The organism is Desulfosarcina sp. (assembly GCF_055467485.1).
Genome location: NZ_JBUOIV010000027.1, coordinates 21,165 through 37,201 on the forward strand (window position 1 = coordinate 21,165; position 16,037 = coordinate 37,201).

Consider the following 16,037-nt stretch of genomic DNA (forward strand, 5'->3'; position numbering starts at 1 on the left):
AGAAAGAATAAACTGACAAGGAGTTTGGTCGCGGGCTGCCAATGAAAAACCTTCCCCAAATGATACGTTTCAACCGATCCATCCTGATTGTGGGCTTGATCGGTCTTATTGCTTCCGGCTGCACGTATACCACGGAACGGCTTCATCCCCAATTCCCAAGCTATCGGCATACCATGGGCGTAATGCTGGTACTGGAGCCCGAAATCGGCATTTTTGAACAAATGCCGGATGGCAGCCGGCTTTTTCAGGACATCCGGAGCCAGGAAGCGCAACGCGACGCACAACAATCCATTGTCCGGCAACTCGAAGCGCGTCGCTTCACTGTAAAAAAAGCCGACCCCCGGATGATGCAATCATCCGAACTTCGCAGCGTGAGATCCCTTTTCAGATCCGTGAACCGTTCCATCCAACTGCACACGTTCGGCCCTCAACTATATCCGGCCAAGTTAAGCGCTTTTGAATACCATCTGGGGTCAGTAGACGAAATTCTGAAGGCCAACCGGGCCGACGCCCTGGTTCTGGCCCTTGGGCATCAAACCGCCTCCGGCCAGCCGCTCAAAAACTGGCTCAGCATCGCCGTAGTCGAACCGCAAGGCAGTATTATCTGGTACGGCCTGCAGGGCGACCACCAAAGATACGATCTGCAAACCACCGAAGGCTTGACAGCCCTGGTGGCGACCACGTTGGCCAACTTTTGGGAGCAAGGTTCATGACACCTCAACGATACGTGGCGGCATGCATGATTTTGCTTTTGGCATGGGCGGTACCGATAGTCTCGGCAACTGCGGCGACACCCGACCAGACAACCCGCTTGTGGCGGCTTGCCGCACAAGAACAGGCAGCGCTTGAACAACGAGGCGTCGTGCTGCACGAAACGTCTTTGTCGAGCTATCTGCAAACCGTGGCCGAACGCCTGTGGGAACAGGTACCCACCGAAATGAATACACCCACCATCAAGGTTGTCATCGATTCCCGGATGCAGGCCTATGCTTATCCCAATGGGTATTGTTTTGTGTCGACCGGCATCCTCAATCGAATAGAAAACGAGGATCAACTGGCCATGATCCTCGCCCACGAGATGGTTCATTATTTTCGCCAGCACACTGCCGCGCTTTACGATCATTATCAAATGACCTCCCATGGCACCGGACTACCTTACGCCGATCAGGGCCAGGCGGTTGGTGGGGCGGCAATGAAAAATAAAATCGATGACGCTGAAAATCAAGCCGACGATGAGGGGCTGGCAATACTCAAAGCCGCCGGCTATTGCGAAACCGAAGTCCTATCCCTCATGTCAAACCTGTTGAATAGCCTGCGGAATCAAAAGGCGTCAGAAGCCGTTGGCCGGCTGGAAGATCGAATCAAAACGATGAAGGCGCGTATCGGCAGAACCAGGGACAGTGTGCCCTGCATGTCGGCAACCCATGCCCCCCCCGGTGATTTCCCTAATCAACTTGCGCCGGCATTAATGGCCAATGCTCAGGCCGCGGTGACTTGCGGCGACTGGAACCAGGCGGATCAGAGTATCTCCAAATTTTTGGCATTGAAACCGGATAATGCCCGCGCACACTATCTTAAAGGGGAGATCCTGCGCCGAGGAAACGATGGGAACGGCAATAGTCAGTGTATTGGATCGTACCTGAAGGCCCTGAAAATCGATCCGGAATTCCCGTCGGCCCATCGTGCGCTTGGCGAGCTTCATTTTAAGGCAGGCCGCTATCAAACGGCTAAGCCCTATTTCGAGACCTTTCTCAGCCTGGCCCCCCAGGACGGTGCCAGAGAATTCATCAAGGGATATCTGCGACAATGCCAGGATTGAAAATCAATAGATCCGTGGCGGTCTTCTGGGTTGCGGCGGCATTTATGCTGACCGCCTGTGCCGGACCGTGGACTGCGGCTCCGGATCAGCTCAGCGAGCCTCAATGGTCCATCACATCACCCGAAGGGTGGATGCATCTGAGCACGCAGGAATCGGAAATGCTTTCCAAGGATGGCCCCTATCTGGAGTATATTCTGGTTCAATCGAGACCGTTGACACAAGGATTTCGTTTTACGAGTCAAAAACTCAGTCCCGACATGCTGCCCCATGAAGCCGCCCAGGTAATCGCCGACAACATGCGTTCCGATCCGCTGATCCGGCAACTGCGTTTGCTGGCCTGCGAGCCGGCCACGGTAGGCGGTCATGCCGGTTTTCGGCTGACTTACAGCTATCAGGATCCACATGGCGTACCAACCAAGACCATTTACTACGGCGTCATCTTGACCAACCAGTTTTTCAATTTACGCTACACCGCTGCCCAACGCTATTATTTTGATAAAGAGCTGCCCGCTTTTAACCAGGTAGTAGACAGCCTCCGGTTTGTTATTGACTTGAAGTCATGAATGCCTTCAGGAAGGCCTGGCTCTCCGGTATCGTCAAAGAAAGAATCCCGGCCCCATTTGCACCCGCTGTCAGCCAGGCATGGACAACGGGTTATACAGCGCATATCGTTCATTTTTTATCCACCACGCTTGCAGCCGGCAGGCTGTAAACGATAAAAGTTCAACATTTTCATGCATTTATATGATATTGCCGTCTTGACAAAAGAGTCGGCATCCGCTATCTGGATCCATATGGCCGGCTGCTGCGACGCGGCCGCCGGCTGATATCCGTCGCACCACCGATTCAGATCGTTTATCGTCGGGTCAACTGCTTGATTCGCCTTACTCGAAGCACAGCAAAAGATTTCTCATTCTTTCGCGCTTCATGCATCGGTGTTGGCTAACTGCCTCTTTTCCTATTCGTACCCAGTCCAGGAGTGTGCAGCCATATGCTTAATAAATACCGAGATGCCAATGTGATCAGGGAAGTCGCGCCATTTAAGGTGGACGGGTTGGCGATCCCCTACCCGGAGTTTATCGCCAGGCTTTATAACCTATGCAAGGAATTAGGTTTTCGCAAAGGGTTGATCATGCCCTCGAGAGCATTCTGTTCGGATGAGAACCAGGGTTTACCGATCATTTTGCTGACCAAACATTTCGGTACTTTCCCTTTCAATCATGGACGAGTCGGGGGCATCGTCGCCATTGACCGGCATGGACCTCACTCCCAGCATGGTGAAGACCTCATGATTCTGCAGGCCAGTCATGTCGGCTACGATCCCGCCTCAGGGACTTATGGAACGTATAAGCGTCCCCAGATGACGGGCCGTTGCCTGTCCGACTCCTGCGGAAAATTGATCCATGTGATCACGCCGTATCTGGATCAATACCTCTTTGCCAGAGAACGCATTTTTCTTCGCAGGGATGACAATGGCAACTGCCTGATCACCGTAAAAAATTCATTCATCGATTTTGTATCCAACCCGGTAGCACAGGGGCTGGTCCTTCGCCTGAACAATATCGTTGCCGAAGACAGTATGGGCGTCATTCGGCCCTTTACGTCAGCCAGCACGACCCAGACGTATAAAGTTTCCGACCCTTTCAAGCGGCGTCTCGACGATCAGGGCTATACCTGGCTGCCGGGCGGGGGGGAGAGCATCGGCAAACTGCTGACCGCCGATCTTTTTTACTTCAGAGAGGACTTTCACGAAACCGATGATTCGATCCTGCTGGAAAGGAATCTCATTGAATTCATGCCCGACATTGTCAGCGCGAGGTTTCCCCCCCTGCGTGCCGCCAAAACGAATATCCAGCTCGAATTTGCCAGGGTTGTTGAATCGATCCGAAGAAGCGATGCATATAAGGGGAGAACCCTGCTCTATATTGCAGGCTTGAATATCGATATTTCTGAAAATGAAGGGCTTCCGGTAATGAACTACTTTGTGCCATGGGCCGCGCATGTCCAGTTGAAAGATGGAACGCCTGCCAAATACACCCATCCCGTCGAACAGGACGCACTTTATGAAAAACTCATGGCGCAGAGCCCGGAAAACTTCGACCAGATCGATCTGAAGGAAAATATCCGACGTATTTTGAAATCACCGCGATTGGATATCCGGTCCCGAAGGTAAGCAACTTCTCTTTCAACCGAACCGTTGTGGAGGCCCGGCAGCTCATATAGTGAGCGCCGCCAACAATAGAAAAAGGCCGCGACCGGATCCGTGCCGGCGGCGGCCTTCGATCAGCATGGGATGGACAAGGAACCACGCCGATGGTTAAAAGCGGTGAGTGTCCAGCGCCTTGTGCAGCGTTTTTACGGCCAGTTGGATGCAGTGGTGCTTTTTTACGGGGATTTCCTGCAACACCTTGTAGACGGTGCCGTCATCGATGGATCGGGCATATTCCAGATCCTTGCCCTTGATCAGGTCCACGACAGCCATGGCGGCGGATATGGCTCCGGCACATCCCATAACCTGGTATTTTGCATCACCCACCACGCCATTGTCCATCTTGATGTAAATCCCCATTGTGTCACCGCAAGTGCCGGTCATCTCCGAGACGATGTCCGCATCGGGAATCTGACCCATATGCGGCTTGTTAATGTAATAGTCGATGGCCGTTTTGGAATAACCGGATGCGGCGAGCATCTCTTCAATGGCTTTGGTTTCAGTTGAACCTGATGCCTGGATTGGTGTCATGTCCCGTTCCTTCACAATCGTGGTTATGGTTACAGATCGAAAGAAAACGAATAAACCTTTCCGCTACGAGTGTCAAGGTGCGGCAATTAAATAAGGAACCGATCGCTCTGTGAAAAAACCCAGGCCTGAGAATTTACATTTAAAGGCCGGAAAATGACATCGCTACAGGGGTAATCCTGATTGTGAAAAGCGAACCGATCACCCGAATGGTGGATTTCCTTCCCCAGGTTTGACGGATCAAGAAAGTTTCAGGCTTGTCAAAGGCGCTAAAAATCGATAGAAATAAGGCCAGACGATCCCCTGACAACAGGCGATCCCCCCGGAAAGGTTGATGCCATGAATGGTCGGCGAACGATTGGGTTTCTGTTATTAATTGGGCTGGTCTTGTGGGGCTGCAGTGGGGTTCACCCCACGTCCAATGCGGTCTGGATAGCACAGCCTGAGTTTTCTGAAGTAGACAACCGTCTATACAGTGCCAGGATCGCACCTCAAAAAGGGGAGTCCCCTTATTTTAGCTTTTTTCTTCTCACACTGACAAACAAAAGCAGCGTTGACCTGGTTGTCGATTGGAACGCAAGCCAGTATCTGTTCAACGGCAAACCACAAGGCGTGATGGTATTCGAGGGCATTGACCCGGAGGCCGTAAAAAACGCCATGGTTCCGCTGGACACAGTGGCACCCGGCGCTAGCTTTTCGCTTTAAATCATGCCCATGCGGTTGATTGCCTGGAGCCCGATCAAAGAGAAAACGGCCGCTGCACGGAGCATTTCACCCGGGATGCTACCCATTGGGGAAAACGGCATCCTCCTTGCGCTTCGTCACGGAAACGGCCACATCACCATCCCCCTGTCCGTGCGAATTTCCAGAGAAGGCTTACCCTGAGCAATCCTAATCACCCTTGCACTCACATCCGGCAGCTTCAGCCGGTCCTCAACCCATCACGCACGCAGGCGAAGTCGCTCCTGGTCCAGAATACGGTTCCCGATGCGGGTCACCAACTTCAATCCCAGACCGGCGTCATCCTGTCGAACCACTTTGCCGGTGATCTTGACCGGCGACCGGTGCGGAAAAGCGATGACACCTCGGACAATGCGCGAATCGGCCATGGCGACATCCGTTTCCAGCCGCATACCTGCGCTGCTCAGGTCAAGAATGGGAACCGTACGACCGTCAACGGAAAACCGGGGGCGCTGGTCCAAGGGATAGACCACACGATGGTGTTGCCGTCTTTCGGTATCCGGCACGGCGGCACCTGATCGTTTTGCCCCGTCAACCTGCACCGGCATCGATTCCCGCTTCCTGGCGTTGAGGGATGCCTCGATTTCCAACAGGTCGGACATGATCTGCTGCCGGGCGTTCGTTTCCCCGCCGACCGCCTGAGGTGCGGTAGACCCCTTGTCGGGCATTGCGGCCAGCTGGATATCAACGTCGGCAGCCTGCTTTTCAATCGCTGCGGTGGTGTCCTGGAACATCTTCATGCGGCTGCGGGTCTCAACCAACGTGAAGGTCAACGCTTTCAGCCGGATCTTTTCCTTTTCCAGGCGATCTTCGGCACATACCGCTTCCGCCGCAGCAGTCTCCTCGGATTTCTTGACACGGTTAGCCTGTTTTCGGGCCTTGTCAGCTTCAACGGCGGCATCCTTGGCCGCCTGCCTTGCAGCAGCGACCCGATCCCGGGCCTTTTCTGCCACGGCGATGGCGTCCTGCATGGCACGCTTGGCTTCGATCTCCAACAGCATCGCCCGATTTTTTGCCGACGCGGCGGAGACGGCGGCAGTCAGGCTTGCCTGCCTGGATTGTTCATAACGCCGACTGGCCGCCTCCAACGCCGCTGCAGCGGATTCCACGGCCTGCTGGACGACTGGAAGCACCGATTCTGTCTGCTGCATCCGCCGGGAAGTTATTGAGATGGCTTCTTCCACGGTCTGGGCATTCGGTTCTGGCAAAGTTGAGGCATCGCCGGAGGATGAATCGTTATCCGCTTCGGTGGACACATTGATCGTAAAGTGAAGATCCCGGGATGAGGGGCCGTCGGCGACCGGTGATCGCGATGCGGGGGTGGTTAACGCCGGCATGTTGTGGGGATCCCGGTCAGACAAATAAGCCACCGCTTTTTCATAGGCGCAGGCCAGCAGGTCCAGGTCCTCCTGCCGGTCGCCGCGGTCTCCCGCTTCGGCATCCTGGTGAAACCGGTCGATCATGCGGTGCAGATAGCCATATGCCTGGTTGGCGTCATCGACGGTGGCATCCGGCGGCAAATCCAGCAGCTTCAGGCTCGCTTCCAGTCCCATATCTTCCTTTCCTTTAAAAAACAGCATCGCAGCCCCGCGTGGGTCGAGTCATCGTTTTAACGTCATGGTCTATGGGATACGGGGTTTACAAGTTCCGTGCCACAGGAATGGATCGTCCCGGGGGCGGGAAAGGCCGGTTTCTCGACTTGAAAAGAAGGAAGCGGACAGGATCCGAGGCTGCCTGGTGTCAAATGGATGGCAAGAGAGTCAAAAAAGCGGGATCGCTCAGGTCACCGACGACGACAGTCTGCGGAAGGGGTAGCGTGGTCAGGGAATGCGCTCATAGGTTTCGATGGCGTGCTCGCCGGGAAAGGCCAGCGTCAGCCGTTCACCTTCGCGGATGACCGTTGCATCGATGGTCTCGGTTTCCTCTCCACTGTGCCGGATCTCGAACTGGATGCCATCCGCCCCCACTAGCCGGTAATTTCCGGATACGGGCATACCCTGGTTATCAACGGCATGGAACACGCCATCAGCGGCGAATCTCACCGTGGCGGCTCCATCCACGGCCTTCCAGTTCCCCACGATAGTCGGCCCGGAAGCGCAGCCACAAACGGCTGCGGTTACTACCATCAGGGCAATCAGGAACCTGAATCGATTAGATATGCAACAAGGTATGGTGTTCATCGCGGTCCCCCTTCTGATCTGTTGGGTGTGATGAGATTATTTGGAAGCATAAGGAAAATCAATGGAAAACATGATACCGATTGCCCGCTTGACAAGAATCGCCGGTACTGTTAATCGGAAAAGTTGTACGTTTTGTGACAACAAAGGGGCCTGACATGCAGAAATCCTATAACCTGGCCAATATCGGTCTGTCCGACTACGCGATTCACACCTACCTGTCACTTCTTCAACATCATCCCGTCAACGGATCTCAGCTGAGCAAGCAATCGGGAATCCCCCGCGCGAGGATTTACGACATCCTGCGAACGTTGAAAAAACGGGGATTCGTCGCCGAATCCAGCAAAGGCATATTCGTTCCCCTTCCGCCCGATGAACTGATCAAACAGTTGCGGCGGAGCTATGAAGCGGACCTCGATCGCCTGGAAGCCCTGGCAAAGGAAATTCAGACACCTGCCGAGCATGACTTCATCTGGACCGTCACTGGCTATCAGCGGGTCATGGACAAGGCCAGGGAAATGATCGACGCCGCCCGCAAAGAGATTTACATCCGTCTGTTTCCCCAGGAGGTCGAAACACTGGTCCGGGCTCTGAAAAAAGCTGAAAAGAAAGGGGTACCGGTGAAATGCATTTTCATGGAACCCTTTCCAAGAACCTTTGCCATCCAGGTGGTTCACCCGCAGCATGAGGTGGTGGAGCGCAATCTGGGCGGTCGCTCATTTGACCTGGTGGTCGACAAGGAGGAGTTTATCGGCGGCATGTTCACCACCGAAAACACCGAGGAGTGCCGCATCAACTGGGGCCGCAACCGTTGGTTCGTCACTGCCGGCCGGGACAGCCTGCGGCACGATTTTTTTCACTACTTTTTGTACAAGACCCACACCCTGAAGCAGCCGCTGGATGACCATGAAAAAAGGCTCTATCAAATCATCCAAGATGATATGTAAGGCTCAATGGTCATACACATTATTGGTGCCGCCGACAGGAAATCCCGCCTATCAGGTACGCATGCGTCGGACTGGTGCCGCATGGCGCTTCGCAAGCGCTCGATGGTTGCATGGTGATGGTCCATGGTCATCCTTCATGCCGCTATCTCGCGTCTTCTCTAATCGGACCCACCCTCTGAGACCTCAGACAGCAGCGATGCCCCGTGATGCCGCCGAAAATGCGTGGATGCGTATTTCTCCAGTTTCCACTCGGGCACCCCGCAGGCCGGGCAAACCCCCTTGAACCATTTGTTGCGCAGCCATCGGGCTGCCCGGCTGTTGCGGGAATTGTTGACCATGAAGGTCTTTTTGCAGTGCGTGGTGATGCGGGCCTGGTCACCCATGATGTCAACGGTCTTGATACCGTGCAGCAGCCCTTTGCGAGACGGCCAGATCTTGATCTTATCGATCAGCCGGAACAGGTCGACCCGTTTGCGGTAGAACCGTCGCCGGGGCGGTTTGGGTGATGAGGGGCTGTCGTTCACTCGGACTCTCCATCATGGGCTGTCGGGTTCGAAGACAGCGGTTGCTCAGCGATGATGCGCGCCGCCTGGCAGGCCATGGCCGCAACGCCGATCGGCAAGGGGTCGTGCAAGATCCTGCCGGCCAGTTTTTTCCGGGCACGCGGGGTAACGCCGCAGGGCATCCCCGGAGCGGCGATACGGGTATCGGCGGTGACGTGGCGCGCGTGAACCACGTCCGCCGCGTTGGTGGCCTCCACGATAAGTTGATGGGTCGCCAATGCCGTTTCCGTATCTGAAGCCACCCGGATGGTCGAATGGTAAGCACGCTGAATCCATCTGGCCAGGTCGGCAGCCTTTGCTGTCACCTGATCGACCACGCTGACCCTGGCTTTGCGCTTCAACAGCGCCTCGACCGCCCAGCGTCCCACGGGCCCGCACCCGATCACCAGCACGTCCTTTCCGGCCAGGCCACCGGCCATCCGATCCAAGCCGGCCACAAATCCACTGGCAGTGGCGCGGGAATTGTCCACGGTTTTTCCCTGGCGGGGGCAAAAGGCCACGAAACGATCGTCGTCTGCAGCCAGGATCACCTGGGCTCCCCGCTCGATGGCTTCGGCAAAACCGGACACGTCCGAATTCACGGTGACCGACGCGTCGAACCCCATGTGGACGAGGATGCCGCAGACCGTCTCGACAAAACCGGTAATAACGCCAAGACCGCTACGGATGGGCACGACGGCCATCGGAATCGATGGGGCGGCATCGCGAAGCTGCCCCACATCGCGTACCCCTGCCGCACTCGCACCGATTCCCAGCAGGGACTGACCCGTTACGGACACCAGGTGTCGGTCGTATGCGTTCAGTTCGAAACGGACATCCTGGATGTCGTCGGTGGTCAGTCGGGTCATGCCGTGTATTCCCGGCCGCGGTCAACGACCTTCTCGAGGTTGAATCGTCGCTGGATCGCAGACAGCGCCCGGTTGCGTTTTTCCACGGCAAGCTGGCGCGTTGCAGCGGTGACGATCAGGGTGGCTACCCAGAAGGCAACCCCTTCCCGGTAGCTGGTAATGGCCTCATCGGCCCCGAAGAACCCGGGTAACCGTTCAAGGGGACCGGCACCGGCCATGATATGCTCGCCCTCGACGATTATCGCCCGGTCGGTAACACGGATATGCTCGAGAATGGCACCCCGGGCGGATACGGACGCCCCCAAGGGGGGGGCCTTTGCGGACAGGAAAAGGTCGGCCAGCATTTCGAACATGTTGTACCCGGTTGACGCATGGACGCACAGGGGCGTCTGGCTGGGAAACCGGGCATCGATTTCCAGCACCTTGAAGCGGCCCTCGTGAAGGATCACTTCCACATCCATCAGTCCCGTAAGCCTTATGGCCCGAGCGATCTCAACGGACAGCGTCTCGATTTCCGCGATCTGCGCATCGGTCAACCGGCACGGTGCGGCCACCGCCTTACAGTCGTAGACGGCGTCCATAAATAGCTGAGTGACCTGAAGCGGTACGTAGTTGCCGGGTCTGCCGATCAATTCCAGGGAAAAAGACGGCCCCTGGAGATACTGCTGGAACACCCACCCTTGATCGGGAAACCCCTGCGGGAAGGCGGCGGCGGCGTCATTTGGGCCGTTCAGGATCACCACCCCGTCGCTGCCGCTGGCGCGGCTGGGTTTGGCCACCACCGGGAACCCGCACCGCGGCCATGGTTCGGGGGTGGGGATGCCGATGGACGCAAACAACCGGTCCGAATCGATTTTGCAACTGGAGACGGCATAGGCCGCAGGATCGAAGGCAACCGGCACCTTACGGTCACGGCCCCATGCCACCAGGCTATCCAGGGCCGCCTGATCTTCAAGTGCCGGAACCACCAGGTCCACGCCTTTCAGGGCATGGTCTAAAGCGGGCGTCTGCCGGACATCCATGTGGATGAAGCGGTCGCACAGTCGCTGGGCCGGGATATGGGTTCGGCGGTCGACAAGGAGGGTCTGCCAACCGGCCTGCCGGGCCAGGCAGGCCACTTCCACCCCCTGAAGCCGTCCGCCGACGATGGCCGCTAACATGCCCGGGCCAGCCTGCAATCATGAAAACAGGCGCTGCGTTTGCGCTCGGCGACCCAGTGCCGATACTGATCGACTGTTGCTGGTTGGAGCCTGCAGGTATGCAGAATCGGGGCGATTCCTTCCACGCTGCGCCGGCCATCTTCAATGTCCAATTCGCTTTGGGCCACACCGGCAAGCCCCCGGCCCGGCGGAATCAGCGAGGTCACCACATTGGCACCGGCTTCCAAACGCATCCTCAGGCCGTCAAGGCCACCCACATCCAGCGACGCCGGGATGAGCAGACCGGGAAAAGCAATGCGCATCAGGGCGATGGCAATGATTTCCCGCAAGTGGGAAGGTGCCGGCTGGTCCTTCATGGGGGTTCCTGCCTGGGGAACGAAGGTCATCGCCCGCACCTGATCGGCGCCCAGACGTGACATGGCATCAAAGGATTTTACCAGGTCGCGCGAGGTTTCACCCACCCCGCAAAGCAGCCCCTCTTCGACCAGCATGCCTCTGGCTTTGGCCGCCATCTTGCTCCGGCAACGGGCTTCGAAGCTTTGCCCCACACGAAGCTGATCGAACAGTTGCCGGTTGTAGGTCTCCTGGTAGCAGGCGTACCAATCGGCACCGGCTGCGGCAAGCTTTTCCAGAACCGTGTCCGGAACCACGCCCACCGAGGCCATCACCGGCAGGTCGGTCTCCTCCCTGATGGACCGCACCGCGTCGATCACGGGGGCAAAGCCGTTCGCTGCATCCGTGGAAAAACAGGGATCTTCGCCGGCGGTCAGGTCGATGAGGTGGACGCCTGATCGGGCCAGCTGACGGGCGGATTCGGCAATTTCGGCCGGTGTCTGGCGGTAACGGATCGCCCGGGTGTTGCTCTTGCGGTAGAAACAGAAGCTGCAGCGATTACGACAATGGGTGCTGATGTACAAAAACCCATAAAGAAACACGCGGTTGCCGAAATGGCGGTCGCGCTGTCGCCTGGCAGCGGCGAACAGCTTGTCCAGAAGGCTGGGCGCGGGGGAATCCAGCAGGCGGATCATGGCCGCCCGGGATATACCGGCGTTGTCCGCCGCTTTTTCAAGAACCGCCGCAAGTTTGCTTCGTCCTTGACGATAGGCGTGGATGCCCGTGGCCGAATGATTGTTGTTCACGTTGGTTGGCCCCTATCTTTTCAAATGTTCAGGCGGATGCCGTCCAGGTAGGCGATGCTCCTGCCGAAACGGGACAGGTGGGAGCCCCCTTCGGCGGTCATGAGCAGACGCTCCAGCCCGAAACCGATGCCCACCCAGGTATCGGCAATGCGCCAGGCCCGATCGAGGGGATGGGGGCCCATGGCCCCGGATCCCAGTTCCAGCCCGTCGGCCTCGGCGACCACGTCCACGGTGTAGCCATATACCGCCGACGTCGCCGATTCCAATCGATAGCGGCGGATGCCGGCGCTGTCCATGATCAGGGCGGCGAGGCTCTCTAGGCGCTGCCGGCGCTGATCTTCAGGCAGACCGAACTCGCACAGGTTCAGCATGGTAAACTCGGCCGCATGCCTGGCCCCCTCCGTCTCTTTGCGAAAGCAGGGCCCCACCTCGAAGATCCGGACCGGCTTTTCCCATAGCCGAAGCAGGTCCTTGATCACATAGTACAGGTGGGGGGCCAGCATGGGGCGCAGGCATTTGTCCCTTTCCACCCAATAGACCTGTTCGAACAAGGGGTGGTCGGCGGTGATCGACATCCGGGCCAGCAATCCTTTGGACATTAGCACCGGGGTGGCCACCTGGACAAAACCATGGGCCACCAGCATTTCCACCAGCACGGTTTCCAACCGGCACAACCGGGGACGCCGGGTTCCGCTGCGCAGGGCGTCAAGGTGACGGCGATGCGCCGCGACCCGCTCTTTTTCCAGCGACTGGAAAGCCCGGTTGCGCTGGCCGGCATCGTCGAATGTGCGCGCCAGGGTCGCGGCATCCGCATCCAGTTCCACCAGGCGCCTGCGTTGGATATCCGTCCAGTTGAGGTTCATCGGTCTTGCATCACCCTGCTTGCATGCATCGGCAGTTTCATCCGAAAAATGAATGGACATTATTATAAATGTGGCGGGGAGTCCCGGAGTCGCACCGAGCTACGTGGATTTAGAGTCCACGCGATCACCTGTCGATCCACCCCCCGCAAACGGCGGTACCGTTTCACACCTTTAACCGTTTTTCAAGCCATATGAATCGAGGGGTCGGCGGGCTGAAATCCCTTGACACCGTATCAGCGGGCTGATAAATGTTGTCCTGTTTATGGCGACATTGTTGCGATACAATATAAGTCCCTATTTTTTAAATTCAATTCTTTTCGTCCGGTCTGCCGACCGGGGCAAACAGGACCGTGAAGGAGATCCGATCATGAAGCGGATATTGATATTGGGTGCGGGCCTGGTGGCACGGCCGGCGGTTCGCTACCTGCTCGAAAACAACGGGCTGCAGGTGGTCCTGGCCGACCAGAAGGCGGACAAGGCCGAGGCCATCATCGCGGGACACCCCAACGGTATGGCCGTTCGCATGGACGTAAAAGACGGGGACCTGATGGCACGGCAGGTGTCGAAGGCCGACATTGTCGTCAGCCTGCTGCCGTGGACCCTGCATCCGGTCATTGCCCGCCTGTGCCTGAGCCACGGCAAACACATGGTCACCGCCTCCTATGTAAAAGACGAGATACAGGCCCTGGATTCAGCGGCCAAGGAAAAAGGGTTGATCTTTCTCAACGAGGTGGGTGTGGACCCGGGACTGGATCACATGTCGGCCATGCAGATAATCGACACGGTCAAGCGGGACGGCGGACGCATCGACAGCTTCTTCTCCTATTGTGGCGGGTTACCGGCGCTGGAGAGCAACAACAACCCGCTGGGCTACAAATTCTCCTGGAGTCCCGAAGGCGCCATGCTGGCCGCAACCAACGACGGGCGCTACATGGAGCACGGCAAAGTCATCGACGTGCCCGGAGACCAGCTGTTCAAGCACTACTGGTTGAAAAGCGTTCCCGGCGCCGGCGTATTCGAAGCCTACGTCAACCGCGACGCCATGCCTTACCTGAAAATCTACGGCATCGAGGACGCCGCCGGCATATATCGCGGAACCCTGCGTAACGTCGGCTACTGCGAGACCTGGGACTTCATCAAACAGCTGGGGCTGCTAAACCAGAAGATGAAGTTCGACTTCGATGAAGTCAGCCCCCGCGAGGTATTGGCCAACATCGTCAACTGCAGCGAAAAAGATCTCCGCAAGGGCGTGTCCGACTACCTCAACATTCCTGAACACTCCCTGACCCTGAAGAAACTGGAGTGGCTGGGCCTGCTCTCGGACCGCAAGTTGAAAATCGGCACGGCATCGGTCTTCGAGATGTTCGCCCATACGCTGAAAAACCGCCTGGTGTACGACGAGGGCGAAATGGACCTGCTGGTAATGCACCACGAATTCGAGGCCATCTATCCCGGCCTGCCCCGCCAGCGTATCCAGTCCACCCTCATTGACTGCGGCATTCCCGGGGAGGACAGCTCCATGTCGCGCACCGTGGGATACCCGGTCGGCATCGCCGCCAGCCTGCTGGCCCAGGGGAAGATCAGCCTGACCGGCGTGCTGAGGCCTGTCCATCCGCATATCTACGAACCCATCCTGGCGGAATGCCGGCGCATGGACATCTGTTTCAAGGAACGGCGATCCGACCTGGATGCCGACGAACGCAGCTACTGGGGAGATTGACGATCATGAAAAAACTGCTGATCCGGGCGGAAGACAAGAACCGCTGGGAGCGCCGCACGCCGCTGGTGCCCCGCGACCTGGCCCTCATCCTGGAGGCATCGGGGGCGCAGGCCTTCGTGGAGGCCTCTGACAAACGCTTTTTCGACATGGCGCAGTATGCATCCGCCGGTGCTGCCAGCTGCACGGACATGGCCGCCGGCGATGTCATCCTGGGGGTCAAGGAGATTCCGGTCGACAAGATCCTGGACAACCGGACCTATCTCTTCTTCTCCCACACCATCAAGGGGCAGAAGGCCAACATGCCGCTGCTGCAGCGCATCCTGGACAGCGGGTCGACCCTCATCGACTACGAGAAGATCACCGACGATAAGGGCCGCCGGCTGATCTATTTCGGCCCCTTTGCCGGCGATGCCGGGGCCATCGACATTCTCTCGCTCATGGGCGAGCACTGGGCCGCCAAGGGTATCCGAACCCCGTTCGCCGACGTGTGCCGGGCGCATCAATACGACTCGGTCAAGGCGGCGCATGGGCATCTGGCCGAGATCGGCCGGGCCATCCAAAAGGACGGCCTGCCCCCGCATCTGTGCCCCTTCACCATCGGCATCCTGGGCTACGGCAATGTTTCGGGCGGCGCCCAGCAGGTCTTCGACTGCCTGCCCACCCGGCGCATCGCCGCCGAGGAGATCACTGGCTTCGTCGCCGAAGGCCGCGGGGACAACCGCACGGTCTACGTGACGGTGTTCAAGGAGCAGGACCTGGTCGGGCCGGTGGCCCCCGGGTCGGCCTTCGACCTGCAGGAGTACGTCGACCACCCCGAGCGCTACGAGAGCCGCTTCGAGCCGTTCCTGCCCAGCTTCACCCTGCTGGTCAACGCCGTGTACTGGGAGAAGCGCTACCCCAAGTTCGTCACCTGGGCGGGGCTCAAACGCCTGGCCCAGGCTTCGCCGGCGATCAAACTGGCCGGCATCGCCGACATTACCTGCGACACCCACGGGTCGGTCGAGTGCAACGTCAAGTCCACCGACAGCGACATGCCGGCCTACCGCGTCGACCCCGCTACCGGGACCACCAGTGACGGGCACCTGGGCGACGGCATTGTCCTGCTGGCCGTGGACAACCTGCCCTGCGAACTGCCCAACGACGCCTCCACCTTTTTCAGCAACCAGCTCACCCCCTTCGTGCCGGCCCTGCTGAAGGCCGACTACGGCAGCAGCCTGGCCGATTCAGGGCTGCCACCGGAGATCCAAAAGGCGGTTATCGTTTACAACGGAAAGCTGACCCCGGATTATGAATACCTGAAAGACCACCTTGGAAAATAATGAT

The 16,037-nt window shown here is 57.8% G+C and carries 16 protein-coding genes; 8 read left to right on the forward strand and 8 right to left on the reverse strand.

The window, feature by feature from the left end; all coding sequences use genetic code 11:
• Positions 1 to 59: 59 nt before the first annotated feature.
• From ACZCED_RS13875 to ACZCED_RS13890, 4 genes are all read left to right on the forward strand, one after another.
• Entirely contained in the window at positions 60 to 713 is a 654-nt protein-coding gene (locus ACZCED_RS13875) for a hypothetical protein (RefSeq protein WP_464861037.1), read from the forward strand.
• Entirely contained in the window at positions 710 to 1,819 is a 1,110-nt protein-coding gene (locus tag ACZCED_RS13880) for a M48 family metalloprotease (RefSeq protein ID WP_464861038.1), read from the forward strand. The genes ACZCED_RS13875 and ACZCED_RS13880 overlap by 4 nt, the downstream gene beginning before the upstream one ends.
• The gene (locus tag ACZCED_RS13885; protein ID WP_462967683.1) at positions 1,807 to 2,382 is read left to right on the forward strand and encodes a hypothetical protein; all 576 of its coding nucleotides are present in this window, start codon (positions 1,807 to 1,809) and stop codon (positions 2,380 to 2,382) included. Before ACZCED_RS13880 ends, ACZCED_RS13885 begins: the two co-directional genes overlap by 13 nt.
• A 428-nt stretch (positions 2,383 to 2,810) precedes the next feature.
• A complete protein-coding gene (locus tag ACZCED_RS13890) occupies positions 2,811 to 3,992 on the forward strand; it encodes a hypothetical protein (protein ID WP_462967682.1) in 1,182 nt (393 codons plus the stop codon).
• A 144-nt stretch (positions 3,993 to 4,136) separates the two neighbouring features.
• Here ACZCED_RS13890 and ACZCED_RS13895 read toward each other — a convergent pair whose 3' ends face one another.
• Positions 4,137 to 4,559, reverse strand: coding sequence for an iron-sulfur cluster assembly scaffold protein (locus tag ACZCED_RS13895; RefSeq protein ID WP_462967681.1), 423 nt, complete (start codon positions 4,557 to 4,559; stop codon positions 4,137 to 4,139).
• A gap of 336 nt (positions 4,560 to 4,895) precedes the next feature.
• On the opposite strand from ACZCED_RS13895, the gene ACZCED_RS13900 reads away from it, so the two are divergent.
• Positions 4,896 to 5,261, forward strand: coding sequence for a hypothetical protein (locus tag ACZCED_RS13900; protein ID WP_464861039.1), 366 nt, complete (start codon positions 4,896 to 4,898; stop codon positions 5,259 to 5,261).
• Between the two features lie 236 nt (positions 5,262 to 5,497).
• Here the strand turns inward: ACZCED_RS13900 and ACZCED_RS13905 are convergent, their stop codons facing one another.
• Together ACZCED_RS13905 and ACZCED_RS13910 are read right to left on the reverse strand one after the other, a co-directional pair.
• Positions 5,498 to 6,850: a PilZ domain-containing protein gene (locus ACZCED_RS13905; protein ID WP_464861040.1), complete on the reverse strand. Its 1,353-nt coding sequence runs from the start codon at positions 6,848 to 6,850 to the stop codon at positions 5,498 to 5,500.
• Positions 6,851 to 7,117: 267 nt separating this feature from the next.
• Positions 7,118 to 7,477, reverse strand: coding sequence for a hypothetical protein (locus ACZCED_RS13910; protein ID WP_464861041.1), 360 nt, complete (start codon positions 7,475 to 7,477; stop codon positions 7,118 to 7,120).
• A 155-nt stretch (positions 7,478 to 7,632) separates the two neighbouring features.
• Here ACZCED_RS13910 and ACZCED_RS13915 point away from each other — a divergent pair, with 155 nt between their 5' ends.
• Complete coding sequence (locus tag ACZCED_RS13915; RefSeq protein WP_462967677.1) at positions 7,633 to 8,421, forward strand: TrmB family transcriptional regulator; 789 nt, start codon at positions 7,633 to 7,635, stop codon at positions 8,419 to 8,421.
• 158 nt (positions 8,422 to 8,579) lie between these two features.
• On the opposite strand, the gene pylSn is transcribed toward ACZCED_RS13915, so the two are convergent.
• From pylSn to pylSc, 5 genes are read right to left on the reverse strand one after another with little or no spacing between them, the layout of a single operon-like run.
• A complete protein-coding gene (pylSn, locus tag ACZCED_RS13920; protein ID WP_462967676.1) occupies positions 8,580 to 8,945 on the reverse strand; it encodes a pyrrolysine--tRNA(Pyl) ligase small subunit in 366 nt (121 codons plus the stop codon).
• On the reverse strand, positions 8,942 to 9,832 hold the full coding sequence (gene pylD / locus ACZCED_RS13925; protein WP_462967675.1) for a 3-methylornithyl-N6-L-lysine dehydrogenase PylD: 891 nt from the start codon (positions 9,830 to 9,832) through the stop codon (positions 8,942 to 8,944). Before pylD ends, pylSn begins: the two co-directional genes overlap by 4 nt.
• Positions 9,829 to 10,992: a 3-methylornithine--L-lysine ligase PylC gene (gene pylC, locus ACZCED_RS13930; RefSeq protein WP_462967674.1), complete on the reverse strand. Its 1,164-nt coding sequence runs from the start codon at positions 10,990 to 10,992 to the stop codon at positions 9,829 to 9,831. Before pylC ends, pylD begins: the two co-directional genes overlap by 4 nt.
• Positions 10,986 to 12,131, reverse strand: coding sequence for a methylornithine synthase PylB (gene pylB / locus ACZCED_RS13935; RefSeq protein ID WP_462967673.1), 1,146 nt, complete (start codon positions 12,129 to 12,131; stop codon positions 10,986 to 10,988). The genes pylC and pylB overlap by 7 nt, the downstream gene beginning before the upstream one ends.
• Before the next feature lie 20 nt (positions 12,132 to 12,151).
• Positions 12,152 to 12,994: a pyrrolysine--tRNA(Pyl) ligase large subunit gene (pylSc, locus tag ACZCED_RS13940; RefSeq protein ID WP_462967672.1), complete on the reverse strand. Its 843-nt coding sequence runs from the start codon at positions 12,992 to 12,994 to the stop codon at positions 12,152 to 12,154.
• 367 nt (positions 12,995 to 13,361) lie between these two features.
• Here pylSc and ACZCED_RS13945 point away from each other — a divergent pair, with 367 nt between their 5' ends.
• Together ACZCED_RS13945 and ACZCED_RS13950 are read left to right on the forward strand one after the other, a co-directional pair.
• Positions 13,362 to 14,714: a saccharopine dehydrogenase C-terminal domain-containing protein gene (locus tag ACZCED_RS13945; protein ID WP_462967671.1), complete on the forward strand. Its 1,353-nt coding sequence runs from the start codon at positions 13,362 to 13,364 to the stop codon at positions 14,712 to 14,714.
• Between the two features lie 5 nt (positions 14,715 to 14,719).
• Positions 14,720 to 16,033, forward strand: a complete 1,314-nt coding sequence (locus ACZCED_RS13950) for a bifunctional lysine ketoglutarate reductase /saccharopine dehydrogenase family protein (protein ID WP_464861042.1) — start codon at positions 14,720 to 14,722, stop codon at positions 16,031 to 16,033.
• Positions 16,034 to 16,037 lie beyond the last annotated feature (4 nt).

Bases quoted from the DNA above. Each gene is read 5' to 3' on its own strand.
- pylC (WP_462967674.1), bottom strand. From the start codon at position 10,992: ATGTTAGCGGCCATCGTCGGCGGACGGCTTCAGGGGGTGGAAGTGGCC.
- ACZCED_RS13900 (WP_464861039.1), top strand. From the start codon at position 4,896: ATGAATGGTCGGCGAACGATTGGGTTTCTGTTATTAATTGGGCTGGTC.
- ACZCED_RS13895 (WP_462967681.1), bottom strand. From the start codon at position 4,559: ATGACACCAATCCAGGCATCAGGTTCAACTGAAACCAAAGCCATTGAA.
- ACZCED_RS13950 (WP_464861042.1), top strand. From the start codon at position 14,720: ATGAAAAAACTGCTGATCCGGGCGGAAGACAAGAACCGCTGGGAGCGC.
- ACZCED_RS13885 (WP_462967683.1), top strand. From the start codon at position 1,807: ATGCCAGGATTGAAAATCAATAGATCCGTGGCGGTCTTCTGGGTTGCG.
- ACZCED_RS13875 (WP_464861037.1), top strand. From the start codon at position 60: ATGATACGTTTCAACCGATCCATCCTGATTGTGGGCTTGATCGGTCTT.
- pylSc (WP_462967672.1), bottom strand. From the start codon at position 12,994: ATGAACCTCAACTGGACGGATATCCAACGCAGGCGCCTGGTGGAACTG.
- ACZCED_RS13945 (WP_462967671.1), top strand. From the start codon at position 13,362: ATGAAGCGGATATTGATATTGGGTGCGGGCCTGGTGGCACGGCCGGCG.
- ACZCED_RS13880 (WP_464861038.1), top strand. From the start codon at position 710: ATGACACCTCAACGATACGTGGCGGCATGCATGATTTTGCTTTTGGCA.
- ACZCED_RS13890 (WP_462967682.1), top strand. From the start codon at position 2,811: ATGCTTAATAAATACCGAGATGCCAATGTGATCAGGGAAGTCGCGCCA.
- ACZCED_RS13910 (WP_464861041.1), bottom strand. From the start codon at position 7,477: ATGAACACCATACCTTGTTGCATATCTAATCGATTCAGGTTCCTGATT.
- pylD (WP_462967675.1), bottom strand. From the start codon at position 9,832: ATGACCCGACTGACCACCGACGACATCCAGGATGTCCGTTTCGAACTG.
- ACZCED_RS13905 (WP_464861040.1), bottom strand. From the start codon at position 6,850: ATGGGACTGGAAGCGAGCCTGAAGCTGCTGGATTTGCCGCCGGATGCC.
- ACZCED_RS13915 (WP_462967677.1), top strand. From the start codon at position 7,633: ATGCAGAAATCCTATAACCTGGCCAATATCGGTCTGTCCGACTACGCG.